General features: G+C 66.6%; 27 protein-coding genes. 8 read left to right on the forward strand and 19 right to left on the reverse strand.

Annotated features, from left to right (window positions below; translation table 11 throughout):
- Positions 1-91 precede the first annotated feature (91 nt).
- Positions 92-760 (reverse strand): TetR/AcrR family transcriptional regulator, encoded by a 669-nt coding sequence (locus ACIA77_RS38780; RefSeq protein WP_395891110.1) that lies wholly within the window; start codon positions 758-760, stop codon positions 92-94.
- Between the two features lie 108 nt (positions 761-868).
- On the opposite strand from ACIA77_RS38780, the gene ACIA77_RS38785 reads away from it, so the two are divergent.
- Complete coding sequence (locus ACIA77_RS38785; protein WP_395891111.1) at positions 869-2062, forward strand: MFS transporter; 1194 nt, start codon at positions 869-871, stop codon at positions 2060-2062.
- Here the strand turns inward: ACIA77_RS38785 and ACIA77_RS38790 are convergent.
- Together ACIA77_RS38790 and ACIA77_RS38795 are read right to left on the reverse strand one after the other, a co-directional pair.
- A complete protein-coding gene (locus ACIA77_RS38790; RefSeq protein ID WP_395891112.1) occupies positions 2035-2715 on the reverse strand; it encodes an MFS transporter in 681 nt (226 codons plus the stop codon). The two genes, ACIA77_RS38785 and ACIA77_RS38790, sit on opposite strands and share 28 nt — an antisense overlap.
- Positions 2700-3440: an MFS transporter gene (locus ACIA77_RS38795; protein WP_395891113.1), complete on the reverse strand. Its 741-nt coding sequence runs from the start codon at positions 3438-3440 to the stop codon at positions 2700-2702. Before ACIA77_RS38795 ends, ACIA77_RS38790 begins: the two co-directional genes overlap by 16 nt.
- 69 nt (positions 3441-3509) lie before the next feature.
- Here ACIA77_RS38795 and ACIA77_RS38800 point away from each other — a divergent pair, with 69 nt between their 5' ends.
- Positions 3510-4127, forward strand: a complete 618-nt coding sequence (locus ACIA77_RS38800; protein WP_395891114.1) for a TetR/AcrR family transcriptional regulator — start codon at positions 3510-3512, stop codon at positions 4125-4127.
- Entirely contained in the window at positions 4128-4919 is a 792-nt protein-coding gene (locus ACIA77_RS38805) for a hypothetical protein (RefSeq protein ID WP_395891115.1), read from the forward strand.
- A gap of 5 nt (positions 4920-4924) precedes the next feature.
- Here ACIA77_RS38805 and ACIA77_RS38810 read toward each other — a convergent pair whose 3' ends face one another.
- The 7 genes from ACIA77_RS38810 to ACIA77_RS38840 form a co-directional block, all read right to left on the reverse strand.
- Positions 4925-5233, reverse strand: coding sequence for a hemerythrin domain-containing protein (locus ACIA77_RS38810; RefSeq protein WP_395891116.1), 309 nt, complete (start codon positions 5231-5233; stop codon positions 4925-4927).
- A gap of 86 nt (positions 5234-5319) precedes the next feature.
- Positions 5320-6831: a SulP family inorganic anion transporter gene (locus ACIA77_RS38815; RefSeq protein ID WP_395891117.1), complete on the reverse strand. Its 1512-nt coding sequence runs from the start codon at positions 6829-6831 to the stop codon at positions 5320-5322.
- A 341-nt stretch (positions 6832-7172) separates the two neighbouring features.
- Positions 7173-7565: a MerR family transcriptional regulator gene (locus tag ACIA77_RS38820; RefSeq protein WP_395891118.1), complete on the reverse strand. Its 393-nt coding sequence runs from the start codon at positions 7563-7565 to the stop codon at positions 7173-7175.
- Between the two features lie 214 nt (positions 7566-7779).
- A complete protein-coding gene (locus ACIA77_RS38825) occupies positions 7780-8589 on the reverse strand; it encodes a hypothetical protein (protein ID WP_395891119.1) in 810 nt (269 codons plus the stop codon).
- The gene (locus tag ACIA77_RS38830) at positions 8579-9037 is read right to left on the reverse strand and encodes a hypothetical protein (RefSeq protein ID WP_395891120.1); all 459 of its coding nucleotides are present in this window, start codon (positions 9035-9037) and stop codon (positions 8579-8581) included. The genes ACIA77_RS38825 and ACIA77_RS38830 overlap by 11 nt, the downstream gene beginning before the upstream one ends.
- 36 nt (positions 9038-9073) lie before the next feature.
- On the reverse strand, positions 9074-9943 hold the full coding sequence (locus tag ACIA77_RS38835) for an MFS transporter (protein ID WP_395891121.1): 870 nt from the start codon (positions 9941-9943) through the stop codon (positions 9074-9076).
- A 121-nt stretch (positions 9944-10064) separates the two neighbouring features.
- A complete protein-coding gene (locus tag ACIA77_RS38840) occupies positions 10065-10673 on the reverse strand; it encodes an SDR family oxidoreductase (protein WP_395891122.1) in 609 nt (202 codons plus the stop codon).
- On the opposite strand from ACIA77_RS38840, the gene ACIA77_RS38845 reads away from it, so the two are divergent.
- Together ACIA77_RS38845 and ACIA77_RS38850 are read left to right on the forward strand one after the other, a co-directional pair.
- Complete coding sequence (locus ACIA77_RS38845) at positions 10626-10787, forward strand: hypothetical protein (protein WP_395891123.1); 162 nt, start codon at positions 10626-10628, stop codon at positions 10785-10787. The two genes, ACIA77_RS38840 and ACIA77_RS38845, sit on opposite strands and share 48 nt — an antisense overlap.
- Positions 10788-11104: 317 nt before the next feature.
- Positions 11105-11602 (forward strand): transposase, encoded by a 498-nt coding sequence (locus tag ACIA77_RS38850; protein ID WP_395891124.1) that lies wholly within the window; start codon positions 11105-11107, stop codon positions 11600-11602.
- A gap of 898 nt (positions 11603-12500) precedes the next feature.
- Here the strand turns inward: ACIA77_RS38850 and ACIA77_RS38855 are convergent.
- The 3 genes from ACIA77_RS38855 to ACIA77_RS38865 all read right to left on the reverse strand — a co-directional run bounded on the left by ACIA77_RS38855 (position 12501) and on the right by ACIA77_RS38865 (position 14860).
- A complete protein-coding gene (locus ACIA77_RS38855; protein ID WP_395891125.1) occupies positions 12501-13280 on the reverse strand; it encodes an SDR family NAD(P)-dependent oxidoreductase in 780 nt (259 codons plus the stop codon).
- A 333-nt stretch (positions 13281-13613) separates the two neighbouring features.
- The gene (locus ACIA77_RS38860) at positions 13614-14345 is read right to left on the reverse strand and encodes an SDR family NAD(P)-dependent oxidoreductase (protein WP_395891126.1); all 732 of its coding nucleotides are present in this window, start codon (positions 14343-14345) and stop codon (positions 13614-13616) included.
- A gap of 152 nt (positions 14346-14497) precedes the next feature.
- Positions 14498-14860, reverse strand: coding sequence for a carboxymuconolactone decarboxylase family protein (locus ACIA77_RS38865; protein WP_395891127.1), 363 nt, complete (start codon positions 14858-14860; stop codon positions 14498-14500).
- Between the two features lie 87 nt (positions 14861-14947).
- Between ACIA77_RS38865 and ACIA77_RS38870 the strand changes: the two genes are divergently transcribed.
- Positions 14948-15559 carry a TetR/AcrR family transcriptional regulator gene (locus tag ACIA77_RS38870; protein WP_395891128.1) on the forward strand — a complete coding sequence of 204 codons (612 nt, stop codon included), beginning with the start codon at positions 14948-14950 and terminating at the stop codon, positions 15557-15559.
- Between the two features lie 904 nt (positions 15560-16463).
- Here the strand turns inward: ACIA77_RS38870 and ACIA77_RS38875 are convergent.
- Entirely contained in the window at positions 16464-16709 is a 246-nt protein-coding gene (locus ACIA77_RS38875; RefSeq protein ID WP_395891129.1) for a methyltransferase domain-containing protein, read from the reverse strand.
- A gap of 431 nt (positions 16710-17140) precedes the next feature.
- On the opposite strand from ACIA77_RS38875, the gene ACIA77_RS38880 reads away from it, so the two are divergent.
- Both ACIA77_RS38880 and ACIA77_RS38885 read left to right on the forward strand, forming a co-directional pair.
- Entirely contained in the window at positions 17141-17932 is a 792-nt protein-coding gene (locus ACIA77_RS38880) for a hypothetical protein (protein WP_395891130.1), read from the forward strand.
- 523 nt (positions 17933-18455) lie between these two features.
- Entirely contained in the window at positions 18456-19184 is a 729-nt protein-coding gene (locus ACIA77_RS38885) for a hypothetical protein (protein WP_395891131.1), read from the forward strand.
- A gap of 130 nt (positions 19185-19314) precedes the next feature.
- Here ACIA77_RS38885 and ACIA77_RS38890 read toward each other — a convergent pair whose 3' ends face one another.
- The 5 genes from ACIA77_RS38890 to ACIA77_RS38910 are packed head-to-tail and all read right to left on the reverse strand — an operon-like array spanning position 19315 to position 25134.
- Positions 19315-20559, reverse strand: coding sequence for a CaiB/BaiF CoA transferase family protein (locus tag ACIA77_RS38890; protein WP_395891220.1), 1245 nt, complete (start codon positions 20557-20559; stop codon positions 19315-19317).
- A gap of 2 nt (positions 20560-20561) precedes the next feature.
- A complete protein-coding gene (locus ACIA77_RS38895) occupies positions 20562-21383 on the reverse strand; it encodes an enoyl-CoA hydratase/isomerase family protein (protein WP_395891221.1) in 822 nt (273 codons plus the stop codon).
- Between the two features lie 12 nt (positions 21384-21395).
- Entirely contained in the window at positions 21396-22262 is an 867-nt protein-coding gene (locus tag ACIA77_RS38900; protein WP_395891132.1) for an FAD binding domain-containing protein, read from the reverse strand.
- Complete coding sequence (locus ACIA77_RS38905; protein ID WP_395891133.1) at positions 22262-24652, reverse strand: xanthine dehydrogenase family protein molybdopterin-binding subunit; 2391 nt, start codon at positions 24650-24652, stop codon at positions 22262-22264. Before ACIA77_RS38905 ends, ACIA77_RS38900 begins: the two co-directional genes overlap by 1 nt.
- Positions 24649-25134 carry a (2Fe-2S)-binding protein gene (locus tag ACIA77_RS38910; RefSeq protein WP_395891222.1) on the reverse strand — a complete coding sequence of 162 codons (486 nt, stop codon included), beginning with the start codon at positions 25132-25134 and terminating at the stop codon, positions 24649-24651. Before ACIA77_RS38910 ends, ACIA77_RS38905 begins: the two co-directional genes overlap by 4 nt.
- Between the last annotated feature and the right edge of the window lie 145 nt (positions 25135-25279).

Genomic DNA, 25279 nt, shown 5'->3' on the forward strand with positions numbered 1-25279 from the left:
ATCCATTCCGAACGCGATGCCGAGATCACCTGCACAACTACATGATCAACGATCAGCGCGACCGAGCTCAAACCGGGTTACGAGACATCACTTAGGGAATGGCGAGGGTGAGGCTGTCGGGGATCGCTGTGAAGGCGTCGTCGACGCGACCGATAAGGGCGGCGATGCCGCCGTGTTTCCGGCGGGTACTGGATGGGACATCGGGCTCCTGGGCGCCGCGCACCCAGTTTTTGGCTCCGCAGCGCCAGGCGCTGAGGCAGAACTCGCCGAGCAGGCGCAGCCGGACGTCGTCGCGTCCGTCGATGCCGAGTTTGGTTTCGAGCAGTTGGACGAGCCGTTCTTGGGTGCTCATCGAGAGCAGCATGCTGTGGTTGCGCAGCGAGGGTGTGCGCGCGGCGAGTCCGCGGGTGGGCAGGAACCGGCGTGTCCATTCATCGCCGAGGCGCTGGAGCGCGGCGGTGAGCGCGTCGTGCAGGGCGGCTAGCAACGGGCCGTGGATGTCACGCGCCTGAACTTCGGCGAGGTAGGCGTCCCAGAGTTCAATCTCGGCCGCCAACGCGGCGTCCTCTTTGGACTCGAAGTTCGCGTAGAACGTGCGTTTCGACACTTCGACCGCGTCGACCAGGTGGTCGACGGTGGTCGTGTCGAAGCCGTTCTCCAGAAACAGGCGTAACGCCGTGTCGGCGAGCGCGCGCCGGGTGCGCAGCTTCTTGCGCTCCCGCAGGGGCAGGTCCCGCTCTGCGGGCACGGCGGTCGTCATGGTCGTACCAGCGTACCGGTGAGCACCTCCGACGCAAACTAACCTTGTTCTCGTATGTAACGGAGTATACTCTGCAACTGAGTTGCTTTTTCGGCGATGGGGGTGGCGATGGAGACGATGGCGCCGGCCAGGGTGGAGCATCGGCCTGCCCTGGCCGTGTTGCTGTTCGCGTCGACGCTGGGGGTGATGGCGGGGTCGACCGTGATGCCGGTCTTGCAGGTCATTCGCGCCGACCTGGGGGTGGACGGCACCGCTGCGGGGTTGATCATCACCGCGCACGGGCTGGCGATCGCGGTGGCGAGCCCGGTGATCGGGTGGGCGATGGATCGGTTTGGGGTTCGGCCGGTGCTCGCCGCGGGGCTGGTGTTGTACGGGCTGGCCGGGGGCGCTGGGCTGGTGATCACGTCGTATCCGGTGTTGATCGCGTCGCGGCTGGTGTTCGGGGTCGGCGCGGCGGCGGTGTTCAGCGGGACGACGGTGGCGCTGCTGGCCCTGTACCGAGGGGACTTGCGGGACCGGGTGATGGGGTGGCGCTCGGCCACGACCAGCCTCGGCGGGGTGATCTGGCCACTGCTGGCCGGGGCGGTGGGCGGCGTTTCGTGGCACGCGGCGTTCGCGCTCTATCTGATCGGTGTCCCGCTCGGCCTCGCCACGTGGGCCTGCTTGCCCACCACCCCGGCGACGACGCGTGAACGGGCCGAGGGCACTGTACTGGGGTTGCTGCGGCAACGTCCGGTGCTCGGCTTCTATGCGTTGATGGTCGCGACCGCGTTGTTGCAGTACGCGCTGGCGGTGTTCCTGCCGCAACGGCTGGCCGAGGTCGGTATCCGTGCCCCGTTCGCGGTGTCGCTGTTCACGGTGGGTTCGTCGGTGTGCATGAGCCTGATCGGGCTGGCTTACGCCCGTGTCCGGAAACGCTGGGGCTACCGGCGGCTTCTGATCGGGGCGGCGGTGCTGTGGATCGCCACCTTCGTCATCCTCGGCACAACCGACCAACCGGCGGTGATCGCCGTGGCGCCGCTGCTCTACGGGCTCGGCAACGGTGTCGCGTTCCCAGCACTCACTGTCCTGGTCGGCGAGGCCGCGCCGTCACGGCAGCGCGGCCGGGCCGTCGCGTTGTCCGCGTCGTGCGCGTTCGCCGGGCAGTTCCTGTCCCCGTTGGTGCTCGGCCCGCTGATGGGGGCGACCTCTATCACCACCGGCTACCTCGCCGCCGCGGGTATCGCGGTCGTCGCGTTGACCGGCGTCGCGCTCTGGCGGGGACGCTTGACCCGTCACGATGAGCCGGTCAGCGCGAGCTGACGAGCTCGTCCGGGAAGCGCGAAGGTGACCGCGGCAGCCACCGTCAGAATGGCCGCGATGAGCACGAAGGCGAGGCCGTAGGCGGCGGCCAGCCGCTCGGGCGCGGTGTCCGACGTGCCGGTCGCCGCGACGAGCACGGCGAGACCGAGGGCGGCGCCGGCCTGTTTGGTGGTGTTCATCAGCCCGGAGGCGGCACCCGCGTCGGCCGGGTCGATCCCGGCGGTGACGGTGGTGGTCAGCGGGGTGTTGAGCAGCCCGGAGCCGAGCGCGATCAGGATCGCCGGTCCGGCGATACCGAGGAGGTAACCGCTGCCGGGAGTGAGCGCGCTCTGCCACCCGAACCCGGCCGCGGCCAGGAGCGCGCCGCCGGCGATGAGCAGCCGGTGCCGGATGAACCGCATGAGCCACGGCGTCAGCCATGTGCCGACCGCGATGCTCAGCAGGGTGTGCGGCAGGAAACCGAGGCCGGTCTGCAAAGCGCTGTAGTGCAGCACGTTCTGCATCGACAGCGCGAGGAAGTACCACATCGGATTCAGGCATGCCCCGGCCAGCAGCATCACGACATTGCCGACCAGGATCGCGCGACTGGCGAACAGCCGCAGCGGGATCAACGGTGTTCCGGTTGCCCGCCGCTCGATCAGAACGAAGGCCACCAGCGCTGTGACACCGATTCCCACGGCGGTAATCGCGAGCCCGTGGCCGTCGCCGTCCGGGAACCGGCTGATGCCGTAGCTGAGCGCGCCCAGTCCGAGGTGACGGCGACGGCGCCGGGAATGTCCAGGCGAGGCCGCGACTCCCGGCCGGTGTCCGCGGGCAGCAGCTTCACCGCGGCGGTCAGGGCCAGCGCACCGACCGGCACGTTGATCAGCAGGGTCGCCCGCCACGTCAGGAACTCCGTCAGCGCACCGCCGAGCAGATTTCCCGCCGTGCCGCCGGCGATCCCGACCGCCGTCCACACGGCCAACGCCCGCGTTCGCCGGGCGCCCTCCGGGAAGGCGGCTGTCAGCACGGTCAGCGTCACCGGGGCGAGCACCGCCGCGCCGAGTCCCTGCACCGCCCTCGCCGCCGCGAGCAACCCCGGCGTCGCGGCGAGGCCCCCGGCCAGGCTGGCCACGGTGAACACGACGAGGCCGGCCAGAAAGACCCGACGCCGGCCCCAGACGTCGGCCAGCCGACCGCCGAGCAGCGGAAACCCGGCGAAAACCACAGCGTATGCGTTGACCACCCACTGCAGATCCACAGCGTCGAACCCGAGTGCGGACTGGACGGACGGCAGCGCGACATTCACCACCGAGACGTCGAGCACCACCATGAACTGCGCCGCACACGACAACGCCAGCACCGCCCCGCCGCGGGCTTTCGGCTCGCCGGACCCCACATCGCCCCCCTTTACTGTACGAGCGTATTATATACATCTGTACTATCAAGACGCCGGGCGGAGGATGTGGTGCCGAAGATCGTCGATCACGCCGAACGGCGGGCGCGCATCGCCGAGGCGCTGGTCCGGGTCGCGGCGCGCGAAGGGCTGCACACGGTCACGATGCGCACGGTCGCCGCGGAAGCCGGGGTGTCGGTCAGCCTGGTGCAGTACTACTTCGATACCAAGACCGAACTGCTGCACGGCACGCTCGAACATCTGGAACGGCGCAGCGTCGAACGCTGGCAGAAGAGGACGCGGGAATCGCGGTCGTCGACGCGGGCGATCGTGGAAGGCTTCCTCGCCGAGGCGCTGCCTGCCGATGCCGAGAGCCGTGCGCACCACCTGGTGTGGACCTCGTACGCGGTACTGGCGATGACCGATTCGGACCTGGCCGCGCAACCGTTCGTCGACGGCCCCAACCGGCGAGAACGCGAACTCGCCGACATCCTGTCCGACGCGGCCGCACGGGGCGAACTACACCCCGGCAGGGACCACCGGGTCGAAGCCGCGAGACTGCTGACGCTCAGCCACGGGCTGGGGACCAGCGTGCTGGTCGGCCAGCGCAGCACCGACGACGCCCGCGCCGTCCTCACCTACCACCTCGACCGCCTGTTCCTGTCCCCCGCAGCAGGTAACCTCGACTGAGTGCTCGATCCCGAATCCCGCCCGCGCCTGCGGATCGCGCCGCTGCTGCGGCTCCTGCACGATCGCGGGATCGACTGGGTTCTCAGCGGTTCCACCGTCCTCGCCATTCACGGTGCCCAGCTGGAACCGAACGACCTCGACGTCGTGCCCGACCTCGACGCGCTGAATCTGCGGCGTCTGGCCGGTGTGCTCGCCGAGCTGGGCGCGGTGCCGGCCTACCTCCCGGCCTGGTCGAAAACGATGACACTCCGGCAATGCCGAGAGTGGGTTCCCGAACTGCCCACCGCCGAACACCTGGACCATTTGTTCGTGACCCGGCTGGGCATGCTCGACATACCACCGGAACTGACCGGCTCCTTCGCGCAGCTGCGGCCCGGCGCGACGCTGCTGGAGCTTGCCGGGATCCCGGTCTGGGTGTGCGACCCGGAAGAGGTCCTGCGTCGTCTGCCGGAGCGGCCGCAACCGAAGGACGTCGAACGCGCTGCGCAGTATGGGGCGGTCCGTGACGCGCTGCGCCGCGACCGGGCGCCGAGCGGCTTGGCCCGATTCGCCGCCGCGGCCGAATGCGGCCGGCCACAGCGGACGCGCGGCTCAGCCCTCGCCGTGCGTGTCGATGCCGAACAGCCCGTGGTCGTGGCATCAGCGGCGGGCAGGGAGTTCAAGGCGGTGACGATCGTGCGTTCCTCGAAGCGGAAATGCGATTCCAGGATCGCCGCCAAGCCGTCCAGCTCGCCGAGCACACGGGTGCTCTCGGCGGTGTCCGGTTCGGCCGTGATGTCGCCCAGCACCTGATCGAGCTACCGCAGGATGCCGGCGACCAGCTGGTGATCTTCCTCCAGCTTGCCGATGAGCGGACGGAGTTCGGGGAACCGGCCGGCCAGCACGGGAAACGCGCCGGCATCCTCGCCGGTGTGATGCGCGCCCAGCGCCGAGCAGAACGCCAGACAGTGCGCTTTCAGCTCGCGGGGCCGACCGCCCTCGCCCTTGAGGTAACTGACGACGTCCCCGCGCAGGGCAGCCAGTTGCTCGCGAAGCCGGCGGTGAATTTCGATCAGTTCGGCACCGAAGGCCACCAACCGCTCGCTTGAACCCTGGGAGCCACCCATACGGGAAGCGTACTGATCACTAGGCCGGAGGTAGGTGCCGCTTCGCTCCGCGACCGTCACCGGTCGTGGAGCGAAGCGGCACTGGGCTAGTGGCTGCCAGCGAGTTCGCCGCTGAGCCGGTTATGCATGGTCGCGCTGGACTTGTTCAGGCCGACGATCTCCACGGTCTTGCCGCGGGCGGCGTACTTGGTGGTGATCGCGTCGAGGGCGGCGACGGTGGAGGCGTCCCAGATGTGCGCGGCGGTCAGGTCGATCACCACTTTCTCGGGATCGCCGGCGTAGTCGAACTGCGTCACCAAGTCGTTGCTGGAGGCGAAAAACAGCTGGCCGGTCACGGCGTAGACAACCTGGCCACCGTCAGGGTCGGTCACGGCGGTGACCTCGGCCAGGTGCGCCACGCGCCGGGCGAAGATCACCATCGCGGTCAGGGTGCCGACGACGACACCGATGGCGAGGTTGTCGGTGGCCACGACGACGGCGACGGTGACGATCATGACCGTGATCTCGCCGGCGGGCATCCGCTTGAGCGTGGCCGGGGCGATCGAGTGCCAGTCGAAGGTGCCGAACGCGACCAGGACCATGACGGCGACCAGCGCGGCCATCGGGATCTTCGACACGACCGGCCCGAACACCAGGCACAGGATCAGCAGGAACACCCCGGCCAGGAAGGTCGACAACCGGGTCCGGGCACCGGCAGTCCTGACGTTGATCATCGTCTGGCCGATCATCGCGCATCCGCCCATCCCGCCGAAGAACCCGGTGACGATGTTGGCGATGCCCTGGCCGATCGACTCCCGCGTCTTGTTCGATCGGGTATCGGTGATGTCGTCGACGAGTTTCGCGGTCATCAGCGACTCCATCAGCCCGACCAGGGCGAACGCCAGCGCGTAGGGGGCGATCGTGGTCAGCGTCCCGGTCGTGAACGGCACGTCGGGCAGGCCGGGAACCGGCAGCGACGAGGGCAGGGCGCCCTTGTCGCCGACCGTCGGCACGGTGATGCCCGCGGCCACGGTCAGCACGGTCAGCACGATGATCGACACCAGCGGCGCCGGGATCACCTTGGTGACCTTCGGGAACACCAACATCACCACGAGCCCCGCGGCGAAGAGCGGGTAGACCGCCCATGGCACGTCGATCAGGTTCGGCACCTGCGCCAGGAAGATCATGATCGCCAGCGCGTTGACGAACCCGACCATGACGCTGCGCGGCACGAACCGCATCAGCTTCGCCACCCCGAGCGCGCCCAGGACGATCTGGATCAGCCCGCCCAGGATGACGGTCGCGACCAGATAGCCCAAACCGTGCTCCCTGGCCAGCGGAGCGACGACGAGCGCGATGGCGCCGGTCGCGGCGGAGATCATCGCCGGCCGGCCGCCCACGATCGCGATGACGACCGCCATCGTGAACGAGGCGAACAACCCGACGCTGGGGCTCACCCCGGCGATGATCGAGAACGAGATCGCCTCCGGGATCAGCGCCAAGGCCACCACCAGACCGGCGAGCACCTCGGTACGGGCCACCTTCGGTGACAGCCAGGCAGGACGCGCACCACGCAGGCGCGCCAAGGACAAGGAATTCGACACGAACCAACCAGACATGCTCAAGGCGCGGCACAGCGCGCACGAACCAACGACCACAGCCATCAGGAAGCGGACAGGACAAAAACGACCGGATCGGCCAGCGGTGGGCCCGACCTCCGAAGCAGGGTCACGCTCCGGTAGCAAGATCAGCTCGGGCGGATCACCACACCTGGCACGACCAGCACACACGCTCCTCGGCTCGACAACGAAGCCGGGGGCGTCGGCGACCCCGGTGGGCGCGCGCAGCGAACTTCACGCCGCCCTCAACTCTTACCTTACGTTAGGTGAGAGTTGCGGTCTTGTCGTCCCTGGCTCAGCGACATGAGGCCGGAATCACGGGGACCCGTCGTCAGAGAGCGTCAGGACGTGGTGTCCCTCGGGGTGGCGTACGAGTCGGCGAGCCGGGTGCGCAGCGTGTCCGCGAACTCGTCGGCGATCCGCAGCTTGGCTCGTAGTTCCTCGCGGCTGCGCTCAGCCGCCTCGACGAACTCGGCCAGCCGCGTGCGCGGGTCCGGCAACTCCGGATCACCTGGCACCGGATCGAGGATGGCCAGCAGCTCCCGCATCTCCTCCAGCTGAAACCCGAGCGGCTTCATCCGCATGATCAGCAGCAGCCGTTCGATCTCCGGCTCCTGGTACAGCCGGAAACCCCCCTGACTGCGCGCGCTGGGCACCACGAGACCGACTTCCTCGTAGTAGCGGATCGTGCGCAACGACAGGCCGGTGCGCTCGGCGACCTCGCCGATCTGCATCTGCCCGCCCACCTCAACCTGCCTTCCTCCGAATGCGGTTCACCGTAATGCACCCCGACACCCGCCCACATCTGAGCGCCTGGAACCCACGATCGTTCACCGGCTCCGGTCCATGCCGCGGCGTGGACCGACAGGGATCAACACACCAAGCACTACGAGGACAGCGATCACCGAAGTGGAGACGAGCGCAATGCCGAGTTGCGAACTGTGGTGATCACCTGACGTCACACTCCAGCATGGCTGCTGGCTCGGCGTGGGCTGACCGTCCTTGCGAATCAGCGCGGATCACCGCCACAAGAAGCCGGGAGCGAGCCGCGCCGATGCGGAGCTTCCGCCGAAGTGTGTCCGCGGAGATCGGTCGGCGATGTGCTTCCCAATGACGCGCGTCCTCGTCCTTCGCCCGCTGAAGCAAATTGTCGTCGACCAACCCGGAAGACGACTGGCTGCTCCGCCTGTCAGTCTCAGCGGCCTCGGACTTCGCATCCCTGGATGACTCCGGCGCCGCCTGTTCGATCGCGGACAGTTCGTCGGTGAACGGGGCCGGCTCCGGCTCGACATCGCCGGGCGCCGCTGCTGCTGGCCGGCCAGTGGTGGTCAGAGCCCTCAGCAGATCCGGGCCGACCTCAGCCCAGCCGATCAGCAGTAACGGGCCCACGGCGTCGAACGCGGCCTTGCCGCAGTCGCCGGCAACCAGCGGATCGGTCACGCTCAGCGCAAGGGTTACCGCGCTGGCGAAGATCAGCAACCGCCGAGCTGGACGAAGCAGCTCTGCGGAGGCCCCGACGAGCACAAAATGCCGGTTGCCGAGGAGGAGCCCGAGGATCGAGAGATCGACGGCCGGTGCGACAAGCGGCGCGACCCAGACCGGCACGCCAAGGCGGAGCGCGAGATTGAGGACGTTGCCGAAGCCGAACAAGAAAGTGAGCCCCACGACCACGCCCATGATCACGGTGACGACCTTAACGATGTGGCTCCGTCCGAAGCCGTTCGCGTCGGCATAGCTCCGCACCTGGTCATCGAGCACCACCTGCCTCGACGCGCGGGCGCCCATGGGTGTCGCGAGTGGAGATGCCGCGTTCGCGCAGCTTGTTCAGCACGGTCGTGTGGTTGACGCCCAGGTGGTCACCGACTCGTGCCAGGGACCACCCGAGCTTGTAGAGGTGGATGGCGTCGTCGACCTGGTCAGGCGTGAGGCCGCGGCGTCGCGTCGGCACGCCGTGCCGGTGGAGGATGTTGCTGACCGTTCGCCGTTCGATGCCGAACCGGTCACCGAGTTCGTATACGGTCGCGCCGGACTGGTAGTCGGCGATCAGCTCCTCGACTTGGTCGGCGCGGAGTTGCCGGGCCCGGCGAGGTCGGTCGCGCTTGATTAAGCTCGGCTCGGGGGTATCGAGGCGGGGAAGCCTCTCGCGGAGCTCTTCCAGGGCTCTGACCTGGGCTTTTATGTTCGAGTAAGGTCCTCTAACCTCCACCTGAGGGTTCTAACCAGTTCTGAGCTGCGGATATGACTACACGTAGTCGTGCACTTGCGGCCTGGCGCTCGATAGGCTTCCCGACCGCCAGAGCAGGGACACCGCGCCGACGAGCAGGACCACCGCGCCGGCCGCGATGAGCCGGGGCGCGCTCCACCGGGTGACAAGTCTGCTCGCGAAGGGCGCACAGATCGCCACGGGAAGGCAGGTTGGCAGGAAGACCAACGCGGCCTGCCACGGTTGCCACCCCGCGCCGACCTGAAGGCGGAAGGTCAGGAGCAGCAGCAGGGCGAGGTGTGATCCGTTGAGGGACGCTGCCCCGACGGCCGACCTCACCAACGCGCCGTTGGTCAGCAAGGTCCGCGCCGACGCGCGTTTGCGCTGTTCAGGCATCGCTCGGCGCGGCAGCAGGACCGATGCGGCGATCAGCAGCAGCAGCGCCACTGGAGCGGTCACGAGCAGCGGCAGCCGCCAGCTCGTGCCCGCCAGCACGCTCGACAACAGAAGACCGGCCGAGAAGCCCGCCGCACCGAACGCGGCGTAGGTCGAGACAGCCCGGCGCTGGTCCGGTCCCGGCCGGAACGTCGAGCTGATGATCACCAGCCCCGTCGGCGCGGTCAGTGCGGCGCACATCGCTTTGACGACACGGGTCCCAATCAGAAGAGCGGGTGTGCTCGCCACCCCACCGACCACGGATGCCACGACGAACAGCACCATCGCCGCCAGATACACCGGTCGCCTGCCCCACCTCTGGGCCAGCCTCGGCCCGAGCAGCAGGCAGGTCGCGAATCCCAGCGCGAAGCCGCTCATCAGGAACTGCACCGTCCACGGAGACAGGTGGAGGTCGCCGGCGATCACCGGCAGCGTCACGACCACAATCGATACCTCGAGTGCGTCGATCAGCATGTTGCCCGAGAGGACGAGCAGGAGCGCCCGTTGCCGGGCACCCCTGGCCGGCTGAGTGTGGCGTGGGCTCGTCGTCATGCGCGAAGGCCCCTAGTGATGATCCGGAACAGGCGGCGGGCGATCACTTGAGCAGTGTTCCGCCGCTGGCGTCGACGAAGGAGCCGGTGATCCACCGGGCGTCCTCGCCGACGAGGAAGGCGACGATGTCCGCGACGTCGGTCGCGTCGCCGACTCGGTCGAAGACGGACAGCTTGGCCAGCTGCGCGACCACATCCGGGTTGTCGAAGATCGCGGGACCGTTGTTCGTGATGCCCGGCGCGACGCTGTTGACGGTGATCCCGCGAGGCCCGAGGTGCTTGGCGAAGTGGAGCGTGATCTGCTCGACTGCGCCCTTGGTCATGGCGTAGGCCACCTCGTCGGGGTTCGCGAACCTGGTGAGGCCGGAGGAAATGTTCACGATTCGCCCACCGTCGGGCAGCAGACTCAGCGCTCGCTGCAATGACAGCGACGCGGCGCGCGAGACAGTCGCGTCGATCGAGCGGGACGGTGGCCGGGCCTTCGCCGTCCACGCTGAACTCGGCGAGCACGGCGCCGGCACAAGCTCTTCCTGGAGCTCGAGCACGGCCTGAAGGAGCGCACGGGCGACACCAAACTGGACATCTTGGTGAACAACGCCGGCGTCATGGGCGGGGTTCCGCCCCAGGACGTGACGGCCGAGCAGTTCGATCATCTGGTGGCGGTCAACGCGAAGGCACCTTTCTTCATCGCCAACCCCATCGGATCGAGACATTCAACAGCTGGGTCCGGTCCAGAGCTTGGATCTGGGATTTCTCGTCCACGCTGACCACGACCGCGTTCGCCGGAGGGTTGAGATACAGACCCACGACATCGCGGATCTTGGGCTCCAGTTCGGGGTCGGTGGAGAACTAGCGGCTGCCGGTGGCGACCTCCAGCGCGGCGAAGAGGGTGGTGGTGCCGTGGCGGACGTAGTCGTGGGTTTGTCGTTCGGGCAGTCCCGGACGCAGCGGCAACGCTACGAGCAGGCCGGAATCGCCGGCTTGGGTGACCTGCCGCGGCCAGGGCGGGCGCCGGAGATCGACGAGGTCTCCGTGCTAGCGGAAACCTTGGCGGACAAGGGGAAACCACCAGCAGAGTTGGGGGGTGACGCACTGGTCGTCACGGCTGATGGCGACTCGGCTGGGAATCTCCTTCGCGACGGTGGCGCGGATCTGGCGGAAGTGGAACATCAGGATCAGCGCCGACGCCTGCTATCCGCGCCACAGCAACGTCGAGTTCCTTGCCTTCCTCAAAAGAGTCGCCAAGGCCCACCCGCGGGTCAAGCTGCACATCGTGGTCGACAACTACGCCACCCACAAACACCCCGAGATCCAAAAGTGGCTGGACAAGAACACACGGATCACCCCCCACTTCACGCCCACCAGCTGCTCCTGGCTGAACATGGTCGAAATCTTCTTCGGCATCATCACCCGCCAAGCCATCCGACGCGGCACCTTCATCAGCGTCAGCGACCTCGAAACCGCCATCCGCGACTTCATCGACGCCGACAACGACCGCGCCAAACCCTTCGCCTGGACCGCCACCGACGACGACATCATCACCAAAACCAACCGTAAAATGACTTCAGACACGCGACACTAGTTCCTGCTCGCGGACCAGTTGCTCGTGATGTCGTGCCTGTCTGAGCGTCTCCGGCTCTACCGTGACAGTCGCCGAGGCATCGTGGACAGCGATCTCCGCCCCAGGCGCTCCGAGCCGACCCAAGGAAGCGTTTATTTCGGCTTGAGCGGTGCTGAGGTGCGTGATCGGGGTCCGCGCGGCCACGTTCGCGGCGGTGCTAGTGAGCAGGGATCGCGCGGCCTGGTCGGGCTGAGATTGGCGGCGGGACGGAACGCGCAGCCGCCAGACGCCCTCGAAATGCGCGGTGAAGTAGAGGCCACGAGTACTGCTGGCGAGCCTTTCTGAACACGATCCGGCCACGTGGGCGCCTAAACATCCGGGTTGGCGACGGGCTGCTCATCCGGAGCTGCCGCGAGCCCCGGGGCATTGAGCAGCTCGAGCTCCTGCGCGAGGCTCGCCACGTGAGAGAGCACCGACTCCCGCACCCGGGTGCGGGCCGTCTCCTGCCCGCCGGGTTGCTCAGGTGCCCAGACCACCAGTACCGAAGTGAGGTAAACGAAACTTCGCAGCGGCGTCTCAGTCGGCCCGGTCGGACGGACAGCGCCGGCGAGTATTCGGTGCAGGGGCCAGAGGAACTCAGGGTCGGTGAAACCGCTGACATGAGCGTCTGCTCTCTTTCTCGACGAAGGGCGACGACGGCCTGGGCCGTGGCAATAGCGGTGTGGACACGCGCGTTCACCAGGGACCCGGTGCAGCGATGCGTACTTCATCCAACAATATTCATCTGTCGCATCGCCGCACCGGACGCTTATCCTGCCCGTCCGCTTGGCCGCCGGTCCAAAGAGCGGCCGTGACGGCGATCAGTCGGCTTGCACGCCCTCCTCAGGTGTCAACTGCTCCCCATCCCGGCGGAATCCGATCAACTCCATTTACGGCCCGTCATGTGGTTGAAAAGAGATCTGGTTACGCCGCCGTCGACCGTCAACGTGGTTGCGGTGACCCATGACGCGGAGCCGCTCAGCAGATACAGGACGCCGTGGGAGATATCCGCCGGTTGGCCGATGCGACCAAGCGGCACGGCCTGCCTTCGAGACTCCCGGATTTCGGGATCATCCAGATAAGTGGTCAGCGGCGTTTCAATAGTCCCAGGAGCAACCGCGTTGACACGAATGCCGTGTTGCGCCCACTCGATCGCCATCTGCTCGGTCAACAGGGTGACGCCGGCTTTGACCGTGCTGTACGAACCCGCTCCCCCGTAAGGATGCTGTCCCCCGATGGACGAAATGTTCACGATCGAGCCGGGCCGCCCTTGCTGAATCAGGTGCGCAGCAAAAACCTGGGCCGTCAAGAACGTCCCGGTCAGACCGACGTCCATCGTCTTGCGCCAACCGGTCTCGGACAACTCGATCAGCGGCTTCGCGTCCATCGCGACCGCAGCGTTCACAAGGAAATCGAGCCCGCCGAACGTCGACTGAGCCAGCTCGACAGCTCGCTCGGAGTCGGCCCGTCGAGTGACATTCAAATCAACGAACCTTGCATTCGTGGGACCCAACCGGGAGACCAGGTTCTCCCCGAGATCGCTGTTGACATTGCCGACAATGACGTTTCCACCCTGCGCGACGATGTCTTCGGCGACGCGTTCACCGATCCCGCGCGCGCCGCCAGTGACAATCGCCGTCTTTCCGACAAATGAACCCAAAGTTTTATTCCCTACTTGGAGCTTTTCTTACGTGGCGATCGGTCGCTCTTGAGCGATGATCTCGGCTGTAGTTGATCGTTTGTCGTCGAGGTTGGTTCCGGGCATTGAATCCAGCCCAGAAACTCGGGCAAGAAGCTCCGCAAACTCATCACATGAGACAAGCTCTTGGCACGCGGTAGTTCCTCGGGGCACTCTCAGATAGCCAGCCCGCCGGGGCGGCTGGCCGTAATCATCGCCATCCGAGGGGAAACACTCGAGGTCTATTCGAGTCGGCCACTCGGCGGCGCGAAAAGAGGCTCGCACCGTCGGCCGAGGATGGCGGCCGGACGACGGTCAGATCGCGAGAAGACCGCCGTCAACCGGGAGATCCACACCTGCGACGAAGCTTCCTTCGTCAGAAGCGAGGAACAAGACCGCCGCCGCGATCTCCTCGGGGCGGCCGAGCCGCCCGAACGCGACCCTCTCGGCGTCCTCGGCCTTGATCCGGGGAACCAGCTCCTTGGACGGCGCCACCTGTTCGAAGATCGGCGTGTCGATCGGACCCGGGCAGATCGCGTTGACCCGGATGCCGCGGTCCTTCAACTCCGCCGTCCACGTGCGGACGAAAGACCCAACCGCTGCCTTCGTTGCGCTGTAGACACCCAAGCCCGCAAGGCCCCTGCGTTCCGCGATCGAGGTGACCAGGATGATCGACCCGCCGTCATTAATCAGCGGCAGTGCCTTCTGAACCGTGAATGCCAGGCCCTTCGTGTTGATCGCGAATTGCCTGTCGAAGCTCTGCTCGGTCATCTCGGAGAGGGGCTGCGCATGGACAACACCCGCCGCGGCAAAGACGATGTCGATCCTGCCCCTCTCACTGGCGACCTTGGCGTAGAACCTGTCAAGATCCGCGAGATCGGATACGTCACCCTGCACCGCGGTGACCCTGTCGCCCATCGGCGAAGGGCCCCTGTGCAGGGTGTAGACAAACGCCCCTTCTTCAAGGAAGCGCTCGGCGGTCGCGAGACCCTGCCCACTGCTCCCGCCGGTGATGACAGCAACCTTGCCCTCGAGCTTTGACGCCATTGACTCTCTCTCTTCGGTGATGCGAAACGGTCAACCGTTCCGAGACCCGAGCGCGGACTGGCCGTGGCAAGTAGTCGAGTCGCGGGCGGGTGTCGGTGGATTCCGCCGGCGCCACACGGTGTCGCCACAGGTGAAGACCGCCGACCGCGGGATCAACGCTCCGCGGCGACCTCGCTCAGCAGGTCGAGCGCCTCGTGCGCCGCGGAGAAGCCCGTGTAGCCGCTCGTCTGAAGCAGCGCCTCGAACAGCTCCTCCACGGTCCACCCGAGGTTCAGGGCACCACGCAGATGCGTCTTGAGCTCCTCGTCGTGCCCACCGATACCCGCGAGCACGGACACCACTACGAGACTGCGGTACTTCAAGTCCAACCCGGGCCGGTTCCAGACACCGCCCCAAACGTGCTCGACGGCGACCTCGAAGAACGGCGCCATGAACGGATCACCCGGCTTCTTCGGCCCGTCACCGAACACCTGCCGACGCACCTCGGCCCCGGTCAGTCGTGCATCCCGCGCCATGCTGCCCTCCTAAAAATGGAACGTACAATCCAAACTGTACCCGACTGTTCTGGACTGTCAAATCCAGACTGAGCTACGATGGAGTCCATGACGGAGGCGCACACACCCGCAACACCCAAGGGGCGCGCGACACGTAACCGGATCCTTCAGGCCGCAGCTAACCTCGTTGCCGAGAAGGGCACCGCAGGGATGAGCCTCGAAGACGTCCGGTCCCTCGCCGGCGCGAGCAGCAGCCAGCTCTACCACTACTTCCAAGACCGGGACGACCTCATTCACGCCGTCATCGGCGTCGCCGCCGACGGCGTGCTCGCTAGGCAGGGTGAGCTCCTCGAGAACTTGGATTCCTGGACTGCCATCGATCGCTGGATCGACCTTCTGGTCGAGGATCAGGTTGACAGGCAAGCGCAGGGCGGATGCCCCATCGGCTCGCTCGTCGGTCAACTCGCGGAGACTGACCCGGACGCCAGGGAAGCAATCTCCGCGGGCTTCGATCGCTGGGAGGCACCGCTGCGCGACGGCCTCACTCGTATGCAAAACCGCGGTAAGCTGCGTAAAGACGTCGACCCTGCCGCGCTCGCAACTGCCACCATGGCCAGCATTCAAGGTGGTCTTCTCCTCACTCAGGTCCGCCGCGACCCCAACCAGCTCCGGATCGCGCTGAACGCAGCCCGCAACAACCTCCGTCTCGCGGCGCCCTGAGTGCTGCACCGAAGGTGCCGACGGCCGGCGGGCAGGCGCCGAACGGGGGTCGCGGCACGGCCTTCGCGCCGATTACCGGTGACGGCCGCGTTCCGAGCCAACGGGGCTCACGCCGCGGTCAGGGCCCGCGTAGCGCGCCGCGACCCCCCGGCTGCGCGGTTCGCCGGAACCAGGTCACCGATTCGGCTGGGGTAGTGGGGAAATCAGTGCCGACGGCGTGAACACCCCGGAAGACTGGAAACCGCCCAGCCCCGCGGTCTTCGTACATGCGGTGCGACCACTGCCCGTTCACCGCCATCTGAAGCAGAGGGAACACCGGATGAAATGTCGCGCGTCACGACGTTCCACCCGGGTTCGCGGTCTCACCGATGGCTTCCATAAGACTTTTGGAAACACGATCGCTTCGGCAACCCCCGCGGCTCGCGCGCGGCGCTGCTCGACGGCAACGTCAGGGTTTCCGCTGCTGCCCCTCCCCGACTCGCTTGCCGGGAAGACACGGACAAGCGTCGCTGTCAGCGGTCAACCAACCTGGCCTGCGGTCGGTCGAGTTGGCCCACACATGGCCCATGGTCAACTGACTTGGTACGACCCGATGTGCAGTCCTGCAGCCGTCAAGATCGGATCCGGAGTCAGCCTGGCCTGCGGGCCAGCCGGTAGTCTTCTCGTGCGGTGGCTGTGGCTCTCGAACCAACCGGGCTTCGACTTCCAGGCCCGCGCCGACAAACACCTCGGCCACGAAGTCCGGCAGTAGCCGGTACTCGTCCAAGGAAATCTCGTGGCCGTAGCCTGGGAGATGCAGCGACGCTCATCACCGACCTGAAACGCCGTCAGCAGACGTCCGCCCGGCCCAGCACCCGCGCCAGTCGCGCCACCACCGACGGCAGCAGCTCCGGTGGCGTGTGGATCAGCGACTACCACGCCAGCGCGCCACCAAGGCGACCGTCGCCTGGCCCCAATGCCTCCAGCGAACCGACCTCGAAGCGCAGCTGGGGATCGCCCGGCGGGGCGCGTCGACCATGTCAGGGGAGAGATCGACTCCGAAGACGTCTAGCGCCAGCGAGGCCAGGTATCCCGTCAATCGTCCCGGGCCGCACCCCAAGTCACCGATCGGGCCGGTTGTACCGACTAGCTCAGCGAATTTTCCCAGCATCGCCCGGTCCCACGGACTGGCGTCCACTGCGTCCCGCAACGTCTCGGGCAACGGTGTCGAACGCAGTCCGTGTCTTGGTCACGTAGGCGGGTTCGTTCAAGAGCCGAAACGCCATCCGCATCCACTCGCAGCCCCGGTCAAACCGGCGATCTCGAAAGGCCAAATAGAACGACCGGAGCCACTGATGGGATGCCGGAGTCGGCAGCGGGAGCGAAGTGACAGCACGCAGCAGGCGCGGGCTGCAGGTAGCCGTTTGGCCACGGGTGCCGAACGCGAGGATTCCCCGCGCGCATGCAGGACACCTGGATGACACTGTGATCTCATTCGACATGACTTATGGTTACCATGAGAAATACCGATACCCGGAAGGTTTTCGCAGGCCTAGGATTGGACGTGAAACGGCGGATTTTCGGCGCAACAAAGGAATAGCGTTGTTCATCGCTGACCAATTTGAGCCCTGGCTCGACGCACTGGACGCAAGTTCATCCAGGCTGGGTGTCGCGGTCGCCGAACTGTCAGAAGAAGCCCTCCTGCGCTCGTCATTCACACCGCACAGGCGGATTGCCGACGTGCTCGCGCAACTGGGAGCTGCCGGGGAAATCAGCGCCAAGCTGTTGACCTACGCTGCATTCGGGGGAGATGCAGCTCCCGATCTCGAATACCGGCACCTGGTCCACGAGCGATGGGCCGCCATGAAGCCGATCCAGCGACGTGACGCGTGGCTTGAAGCTGACTCGCGGCACCGGACGTTGCTGGCATCCCTGAGTGAAACGCAGCGGGAAACGGTTCGCGTGCCCCAGTTCAACGACGTCGTCACCTTGCCCGTATATGCTGGGTACTTGCTCTCCGAGCAATCGGTTCGCGCCTGGGACGTCGAAGTCTCACTCAATCCAGCCGCCACCATCCCCCGCACCGAGGTCGACCTCCTGTGGCAACGTATCGATCGGGTTGTCACCTGGTCCTACGACCTGACCACACTGAGCCGGCTAGCGCCGTGCCAGATGTCCATCGAGTTGACCGGCGCTGAGCGTCCGATGGCTTTGGTCGTGGATCTCGAGCTGCACATCTACCCGTGCGAGGCGTACAAACCGGTGGGGACCATCTCGGGATCCTCCGAAGACGTGCTGCGGCTGATCTACGGCCGCAACCGGGCCGCCGACGGTGTGCGGGTGACCGGCCGTCACGCCCTGGCCGACCTCCGAGCATTGTTCCCCGGGGCCTGAGGACCGCGGTCCGTGATCGCGTCGAACGGCTCTGCGGCCTACCTTCCGCGCTCAGCCAAAACCGGCCTTGCCGCCAACGACGGCAATGTGCCGGGTCGCACGACTTCGTCAGCCTGAATTTCGCGGACCGGAAGCATCGACACCTGTGCCGACGGCGGTTTCGAGAAATCGCGCTGCAACGATCAACAGGAGGTAGCTGGGAGCAGGCACGAGAACGACGGAGCAAATGGTGGCCGCAGCGCGTGATCGAGGATGAACGGCCCGAAGACGTCACCGGAACTCCACACCAAGCACTTCGTCGGCGCAGCACATGCGCGGACGTCTCTGAGCGAGTTGCGATCTCCAACTTACCAGGCTAGGCTTACCGTGCTTGCGTGGCTATTTCGCCACGGCCGACGTTCGCTGCGATGCCATGCGAAGAGCTGCGATTGAGGCTGAATCAGGAAACCGCGCTAAAAGCACGAATTTTGCAGCGTGAATCACACTTGAACATTCGTGCTTTCACGGACAGGGAGGAACCCCCATGAGCGATCTGCTGGAGCACGTCCTCGATGCCCACGGCGGGCTCGACCGCTGGCGGCAACTACGGCAGATAGCCGTCCACGCACGCATCGATGGAGTCACTTGGCACGCCAAGGGCTTTGGCGAGGCGATGCTCGATTCACACATCACGCTGGACCCGCATCACCAAAACGTCAGTTACGCACCGTTCCTCACCGCCGGTCGCCGCAGCCGGTTCGAACCCGATCGTGTCGCCATCGAGACCCTGGACGGGGAGGTCGTCGCTGAGCGCGTCGGCCCGCGCAGGGCGTTCGCAGGCCACCAGTTCAGCACCAAGTGGGACGAGCTGCATCTGGCCTACTTCACGGGGTACGCGATGTGGAACTACCTGACGGCCCCGTTCCTGTTCACCTGGCCGGGAACTGTGGCCGAGGAGATCGAACCGTGGGATGAAAACGGTGAAAGCTGGCGTCGGCTCAAAGTCACCTTTCCGCCGGACGTCGCGACGCACAACCCGGAACAGGTCTTCTACTACGGCCAGGACGGCCTTCTCCGCCGACACGACTACGCGGGAGAGGTCGTGCACGGCGCCAACCCCGCACTCACCGCCCACTACACGGACCAGCACCGATCGTTCGCCGGCCTGGTGTTTCCGACTCGCCGACGGGCTCTGCGCACCAACCCGGACAACACACCACGCACCGATCTGGTCGCCGTCTCCATCGATCTGCTCGACGTCCGGTTGACCTGATCCGACCAGCAACGGACTGCGCCCATGGGGGACATCGGCGCGGTCTCGGACTGGACCTGGCCCGAGGGTCGGCCTCAGACCAGGTCCAGTCCTCGTCCTTTGAGGACGACCGCGTGCCAGTGTGCCCAGGTCACGCTCGGGGCGTGTGGCCGCCAGTTCCACCGTGTTGATAGCTCACCACGGCTCCCCTGTTACGAAGTTCGGCGATCGCGGCGGGATCGTAGCCCAGTTCCTGGAGCACTTCGTCGTTGTGTTCGCCCCGGTGCGCGGGCAAGCGCGGGGAGCTGCGGTCGGGGGTTGCGGTGCTGAAGTGCCACGGAAGCCCCGGCACGGTGAACTCGCCGCCACACCGATCGGGCACCGCGCGGGTTGCCGACCACTGCTGGGCCCAGTCGCTGACCGCGATCTCGTTGACCGTGCGCACTCGTCCGACGGAGATCTTGGCCTCGTCGAACTGAGCGTCGAGGGAGTCCAGGTCGTCGAAGGTCAAGATCCAGTTTTGGACGATCGCGTGGAGTTCCCAGAAGTTCTTCCTGCGCGCTTCGGCGGTGGCGAACCGGGGATCCTCCGCGAGGTCGAACCGGCGCATGGCCGCCAGGTAGGACGGGAAGGTCGAGCTTCCCACCAGGCTCATGGGGCTGACGAACCGCTCGCCGCCCGGTCCGGTGAAGAAGACGGAGTCGGTGGCACCGAGCACAGGCGGGTCAGCGCCCAGGTCCTGATCGGAAAGGTCCACGTGGACCCGTTCGTTGATCGAAAGCATCACGGCAGCCATTGCGATGTCGATGAACTGGCCCTCGCCGGCGCGGTCGCGGTAGTGCAACGCAGCGACGATGGCCAATGCTGCGTGCAGTCCCGAGTAGACGTCGGCGTGCGACAGCGAATCGGTGCGCTGGCGGCCCTCGGGACGGCCGAACTGCTGCTCGGTGACAGTTGTGATGCCGGCTTCTGCTTGGACCGTCGGTGCATACGCTGACCGCGCGCGCCAGGACCCGTGCTGGCCGTACCCGCTGATCGACGCGTAGATGATCCTCGGGTTGACAGCCGCGACATCGGCGTAGCCGAGTCCGAACGAGTCCAGGGTTCCCGGCCGGAAGTTCTCGACCACCACGTCGGCACGCTCGCACAGCTGTAGGGCAATTTCCCGTGCGCCCGGGATGTTGAGGTCGATCGACACGTTGCGCTTGCCGGCGTTTTGCTGCGCGTAGTAGCCGGAGATGGCTCCGTCGTTCGGGAGTGCCTTGCGTGAGGTGTCCCCGCTTGGTGGTTCGACCTTGATCACCTCGGCGCCGAGATCCTGCAATGTCTGAGCGCAGTGCGGCCCGGCCAGGACCCGGGAGAAGTCGACGACGCGGATACCGGAGAGCGGTCCCATGATCACCGCCCTCGAAACTGGGCCGTGCCGGGGCGGCCGTTGGCTTTGAACGCCGAGACGCCGCTGCGGAAGTCCTCGGATTCGAAGATCGGCTTCTGGAGATCGGGCATCGCCTCGTCAGCCGCGCGAACGCCTTCGCTGACGGTGATGCGCACGAGTGCCTTCGTGGCGGCGTGCGCGATCGTCGGGCCGGCCGCCAACTCCTGGGCCAGAGTCATACTCGTCGCGGCGAGTTGCTCGTCGCCGACGACGCGGTTGAGCACGCCCCAGCGTTCCAGGGTGCGGGCGTCGTAGCGGCGGCCGAGCATCGCCATCTCCTTGGCTCGGGCCGCCCCCGCTCGCTGCGTGAGGCGTTGCACGGCGCCCATCAAGGGGTTGAGGCCGATGGTGGCTTCGACCGAACCCAGCTTCGCCGACTCGGCGGCGACGATGATGTCGCAGGCGAGCGCCAGTTCCAGACCACCACCGACACAGACTCCTTGAACACCGGCCACGACCGGGATGGGGAGCTCGTCGAAAACCTGGAGCAGTTTCCCGCCGCGCCCCGACGAGCGGGAGGACGCCGACAAGGCTTCGAGGTCGGCGCCGGCGGAGAAGTGGCGGAGCCCGCTTTGCAGGAGGACGGCACGCGCGCCGTTGTCGCGCGCCCACTCCATCCCCTCGATCAGCGGGTCCATGAGTGTGGGACCCAGCAGGTTGTGCGGGCGGTATCGCATCGTCAGGACGGCTACGGACCCCTCCAGCCGCCGCTCCACGGGCTCTTCGGCAGATGTGCTCATCGTGGTTCCCTGTTTCCGCGGGTTGCGTGGTAGTTGTGTAGCGATCTTCCTTGTGTGTCAGGAGCTTGATGGAGTGACGAGTTCGGTGATCGATCGCCGCAGCAGCACTGCGAGCCTCCGCTTGCGGTATGCCGCCGACGCGTAGTAGTCGCCGCGGTACTCCAGGGGAGCCAGCGCGGTTTCGACGGCGTCCTCGATGTCTTGCGAGCGGCCCGGCTCGATGTCGGCCAAAGCGGATTCGAGTTCGGGGAGACGCTGCGGGTGGGTGACGGCTCCGGACACCGCTATACGGGCTCGGCCCTCGCCCCGGCGCGTCGGAAGAACGATGGCCGCGCTCGCGACGCTCCACCCCACGGAGACGTGTTTGACTTTGCGGTAGGTCATGACGACCGAGGCCCCGGGCGTGGGAATGCGCAGGCTACGGGCGATCTCGCCGGGGCGTAGTGCGGTCCGTTCTTCACCGAGGACGAATTCCTGGAGTGAGAGCTCTCGCTGCGTGGCGCCTCCCTCGATCACGACCGTGCCGTCCAGGGCGAGGGCCGCCGCGACCCAGTCGCCACCGGCGGCGGCCTGGCAGCAAGCGCCGACGAGAGTTCCGCGCGTGCGCACCATCGGGTCCGCAGCTGCCCGCGCGACCTGCGGCAGCAGCGGAAGACGTTGCGACACCTCGGGGTGAGTCACGACGGCAGCCTGTCTCGCCATGGCGCCGATGGTGATCCGTCCAGGTTCGACAGTGATGCCGTCAAGTCCGGCGACGCTGGACAGATCCACCAGAAGCCGGGGCGACTTGCGGCGCAGCTTGAGGTCCGCGATCAAGCTCTGCCCGCCGGCCAAGACCTCCGCATCGGAACCGTGCCCGTCGAGCGCGGCGCAGGCTTGCTCAACCGTGTCCGGACGGTGCAGCGCAAAGGGGGCCGGAATCATCAGCGCACCTCCCTCGGGCTGGACGCGTCGATAGCGTGGAGTACGCGTTCTGGCGTCAACGGCATATCCAATTCGCGGACTCCGAGGTGCCACAACGCGTCGATCACCGCGTTCACGATGGTCGGCGGTGCCGCGATGGTTCCCCCTTCACCGACGCCCTTGGCACCGAGCGGATTGGTCGGGGTGGGTGTCTCGACGAACGAGGTGTCGAATCGCGGTACGAGGTCGAACCGCGGCATGGGCGGGTCCGAGACCGGGTGGCCGGTCTCGTCGTAGTAGGCCCCCTCGTACAGCGCCTGGCCGATACCCTGCGCGAGACCACCGTGAATCTGGCCTCGCGCGAGCAGTGGGTTGATGATCACCCCGAAGTCGTCCACCGCGACGTAACGCAGCACCCCGACCTCGCCTGTCTCCGGGTCGACCTCCACCAGGGCGATGTGCGCACCGTAGGGCGAGGACAACTCCGTAGGCAGGTAGAACTCGGTTTCCTCGAGCCCCGCCGGCGTACCGGAGGGCATGCCCTGCCCTGTCCACGCAGTACGCGCGACTTCCTCGATGGCAACGGATTCCGTCGAGCCCGAGATCCGGCAGCGGCCGTCGACAAGCTCGACATCGCCCACGTCAGTGTCCAGCAATCCCGCCGCGATCTCCCGCATCCGCGCCGCGAGCCTGGCCGAGGCCACCTTCACCGCGCTGCCCCCGACAACGACCGAGCGTGAGTTGAAGGTGCCGATACCGACGGGCACTACGTCGGTGTCGCCCTGGAGCACGTCGATGTCCGTGGGCCTGATCCCCAGCTCGTCGGCCGCGATCTGGGCGAACGTCGTGACGTGCCCCTGCCCGTGGCTGTGCGAACCGGACAGGACTGTGGCCCGGCCATCCGGGTGGATGCGGACGGTTGCCGACTCGAATCCACCGCGGTTGAAGCCGATGGCCCGCATGCGCTCCGGGCGACCGACGCCGCAGCTCTCGGTGAAGTTGCTGACGCCGATGCCCAGCAGACGGCCCTGCGCACGGGCCGTCTGCTGTTCGGCCCGCATCTCCCAGTAGCCGGACTGCTCCACGGCACGCTGCATCGTGTACCCGTAGCGTCCGGTATCGAGCATCGCGCCCACCGGCTGGTGATAGGGCAGTTGTTCGTCCGGGATGAAGTTGCGCAGCCGCACCTCTGTCGGGTCCAGGTCGAGCTCGTGCGCCACGCGGTCGATCGTCCGCTCGATGAGGTACGCCGCCTCCGGACGGCCGGCGCCTCGGTAGGCGTCAACCGGAGTGGTGTTGGTGAAGACACAGTCCACCGTCATCTCCGCGTGCGGGATCGCGTAGACCCCGAGCGCGTACGTGGCGACGTTGATGGTGGGCACCCCGCTCCCCATCGACGACAGGTAGGCACCGATGTTCGCTGCGCTGTGCACGCGGAGCCCGACGATCCTCCCGTCGTTGTTCGCGGCGACCTGAACGTCCATCGAGTGGTCGCGACCATGCGTGGTGGCGACGACGTTCTCACTCCGGGTCTCGACCCACTTCACGGGCCGGCGCAGCCGCAACGACGCCGCCGAGACTGCGAACTCCTCGGGGTAGGTATGCATTTTGGGCCCGAAACCGCCACCGACGTCCGGGGAGACGACGCGCATCCGGTTCTCGGGAAACCCGAGTCCTGCCGCGAGGTTGCGACGCAGGTTGTGCGGCATTTGGTTGGACGAGTAGACGGTCAGCTTGTCGCGAGCGGCATCGAAATCGGCGAGTACCACGCGAGGTTCGATCGAGAACGGCACCAACCGTTGGTTGACCAACGTGAACGCGATGTGCAGGTCGGCCTGTCTCACCGCTGCGTCGAACTGGCCGTCGCCGACGGTATAGGTGGCGGCCACGTTGCTGAAGAGCTCGTCGTGGACACGGGGTGATTCAGCGTCCAACGCGTGCCGACCGTCCAGGACAAACGGCAGCGGCTCGTAGGTGACGCGGACCGCTGCTGCCGCGTCCGCCGCAGAACCGGGCTGCTCGGCGATCACGACAGCGACCGCCTCCCCTACGTGGCGTACGCGGTCAAGAGCGAGAACCGGACGGCCCCGCTCGTGAGTACCGGGCAGCAGCCAGTCCGGTCGGACCGGGGGTATTTCCGCGAGGTCAGCCGCGGTGAGCACCTCGACGACACCGGGCATCGCTCGTGCCGGCGCCGTGTCTACGGTGATCAATGCGTGCGGATGATCGCTGCGCACGAAACAAGCGTGCAACTGGCCGGGCAGGACGATGTCGTCGACGTAGCGCGCGCGGCCCACGAGAAATCTCGTGTCCTCCATCCGCCGCAGGTCACGGCCGACCCATGGCCGTTGAGGTTCCCGCGTCGATCGTCCGGGCACGGAACCGACGTCGGGCTCCATCGTCGAGGTCACTCGGCCACCTCACCCGGCTGGTCGCCCGCCTTGCCGGACAGGTGTTCTGCGGCGGACAGGACTGCGTCGACGATGTGTTCGTAGCCGGTGCAACGGCACAGATTGCCGCGTAGTCCCTGACGCACTTGTTCCTCCGAAGGAGCGGGTTCCTGCCGGAGCAGGTGCGCGGCCGCGCAGAGCATCCCGGGAGTGCAGTACCCGCACTGGAGAGCGTGGTGCTCGTGGAAGGCCGTTTGCAGCGGATGCAGTTCGTCGCCGGCGAGGCCCGCGGCCGTGGTGACCCGCGCACCGTCGCACTGGATGGCGAGCACCATGCAGGCCTTCACAGCTTGACCGTCGAGAAGAACGGTACATGCGCCGCACCTGGCGCTCTCACAACCGATGTGCGGGCCGGTCACGCCGAAAACCTGCCGCAACGCGTGGACCAACAGATCCCGCGGGGCAACTTTTCCGGTGACGGTCACACCATCGATCTCCAGCATGATGTCTCGCTCCTGCTTGGCGAGCAGGGCTTGATCTTCGGCAGAGACGCTCACACGCCTCACCCCCTCAAGATTTCGCCTTCATGGGCTTCGCTTCCAACCTGAAGTTTTCGGGCCGATCGCGTCCGAGTTGACGCCGGCGACA

This window comes from Amycolatopsis sp. NPDC051903 (assembly GCF_044452505.1).
Taxonomy (GTDB): domain Bacteria; phylum Actinomycetota; class Actinomycetes; order Mycobacteriales; family Pseudonocardiaceae; genus Amycolatopsis.

Coding starts and splice junctions, on each gene's coding strand:
- ACIA77_RS38810 (WP_395891116.1), bottom strand. CDS start 5,233: ATGGGTGGCTCCCAGGGTTCAAGCGAGCGGTTGGTGGCCTTCGGTGCC.
- ACIA77_RS38875 (WP_395891129.1), bottom strand. CDS start 16,709: ATGCTGGGAAAATTCGCTGAGCTAGTCGGTACAACCGGCCCGATCGGT.
- ACIA77_RS38785 (WP_395891111.1), top strand. CDS start 869: ATGGAGACGATGGCGCCGGCCAGGGTGGAGCATCGGCCTGCCCTGGCC.
- ACIA77_RS38840 (WP_395891122.1), bottom strand. CDS start 10,673: ATGATCGAACTGCTCGGCCGTCACGTCCTGGGGCGGAACCCCGCCCAT.
- ACIA77_RS38900 (WP_395891132.1), bottom strand. CDS start 22,262: ATGATTCCGGCCCCCTTTGCGCTGCACCGTCCGGACACGGTTGAGCAA.
- ACIA77_RS38820 (WP_395891118.1), bottom strand. CDS start 7,565: ATGCAGATCGGCGAGGTCGCCGAGCGCACCGGCCTGTCGTTGCGCACG.
- ACIA77_RS38910 (WP_395891222.1), bottom strand. CDS start 25,134: ATGCTGGAGATCGATGGTGTGACCGTCACCGGAAAAGTTGCCCCGCGG.
- ACIA77_RS38860 (WP_395891126.1), bottom strand. CDS start 14,345: ATGGCGTCAAAGCTCGAGGGCAAGGTTGCTGTCATCACCGGCGGGAGC.
- ACIA77_RS38780 (WP_395891110.1), bottom strand. CDS start 760: ATGACGACCGCCGTGCCCGCAGAGCGGGACCTGCCCCTGCGGGAGCGC.
- ACIA77_RS38885 (WP_395891131.1), top strand. CDS start 18,456: ATGAGCGATCTGCTGGAGCACGTCCTCGATGCCCACGGCGGGCTCGAC.
- ACIA77_RS38870 (WP_395891128.1), top strand. CDS start 14,948: ATGACGGAGGCGCACACACCCGCAACACCCAAGGGGCGCGCGACACGT.
- ACIA77_RS38865 (WP_395891127.1), bottom strand. CDS start 14,860: ATGGCGCGGGATGCACGACTGACCGGGGCCGAGGTGCGTCGGCAGGTG.
- ACIA77_RS38845 (WP_395891123.1), top strand. CDS start 10,626: ATGGGCGGGGTTCCGCCCCAGGACGTGACGGCCGAGCAGTTCGATCAT.
- ACIA77_RS38835 (WP_395891121.1), bottom strand. CDS start 9,943: ATGCTGATCGACGCACTCGAGGTATCGATTGTGGTCGTGACGCTGCCG.
- ACIA77_RS38890 (WP_395891220.1), bottom strand. CDS start 20,559: ATGGGACCGCTCTCCGGTATCCGCGTCGTCGACTTCTCCCGGGTCCTG.
- ACIA77_RS38815 (WP_395891117.1), bottom strand. CDS start 6,831: ATGTCTGGTTGGTTCGTGTCGAATTCCTTGTCCTTGGCGCGCCTGCGT.